The following is a 949-nucleotide window of genomic DNA, read 5'->3' as shown; positions in this document are numbered from 1 at the left end:
GCGACAGCCAACGGCACTTTTTTTTGCGGGTAATACAAAGATGCCGGAAGCAACGCATAACACCGTATTCACGCTGCGGTCGCTACACTCCCTTGGTCTGCCCGAGGTTTTTCGAAGAAGTGGAATCAGGCAGACAATCCTGCGAGCCTAAGTCCTGACGGACCCGGCGCTACCGCGCCTTAAGGCTCTCGAATTCGTGAATACAAGGACGTTAGGTGAAATCGGACAAGATTCAGGAAGTGAAAACCATGAATATTTACGGGCATCTTAAGAAGCAATACATGAACTTGAGCCTATATTCAATGATATCAACAATCCGGATAATGAATTGATACTCCTATCGATTAGAAATTCATGGAGTTTAATTCAAAAATACATAAAAAATATTAAACCCGATTGGACCCATGATTTTAATGAAAGACTTAGCACCTTGAATCATACAGATTTATTAATTACAAATGAGATGCTACGAGACTCGTTTAAAACTTTTGAACTGCTAAAGAAAGAACGAGACGTAAAGAATTATGTAGGTCGATTTATAAGGATGATGGAGTCATTATTAACCTTTAATAAGCCATTTCAAGAGTCTTGTGACATATGTCAGGGAGATTTATACTATTTTACCGATTTATCAACATATAAGATAATTAAGGAATGTCATACCTGTACATCATGGTTTGAAGGGAATACTGGAATGAGATTAAAGGTAAATATTGATGCCAAATTACGTCCTGCAACAAGAACAGAAATAATAAAAGCAGGAATATCTTTAGATTAAAGCAGAGAATATATTGAACGTATTTCAGGGAGTATCCGACATCACCTAACACCGTATTCACGCTGCGGTCGCTACGCTCCCTTGGTCTGCCAGAAGATAATTCGAAGAAGCGAGATCAGGCAGAGAACCCTGCGAGCCTAAGTCCTGACGGACCCGGCGCTACGCGCCTTA

The 949-nt window shown here is 40.5% G+C and carries 1 protein-coding gene; it reads left to right on the top strand.

The window, feature by feature from the left end; genetic code table 11:
• The first annotated feature begins 544 nt into the window (after positions 1-544).
• Positions 545-778: a hypothetical protein gene (locus tag ABES02_RS29895; RefSeq protein WP_430141710.1), complete on the top strand. Its 234-nt coding sequence runs from the start codon at positions 545-547 to the stop codon at positions 776-778.
• The last annotated feature ends 171 nt before the right edge of the window (positions 779-949 follow it).

It is taken from the genome of Neobacillus pocheonensis (assembly GCF_050477905.1).
In the GTDB taxonomy this organism is placed as follows: domain Bacteria; phylum Bacillota; class Bacilli; order Bacillales; family Cytobacillaceae; genus Neobacillus; species Neobacillus pocheonensis_A.
Note: the sequence above shows the minus strand (reverse complement) of the source record. Positions and strands in the feature narration are given on the sequence as shown.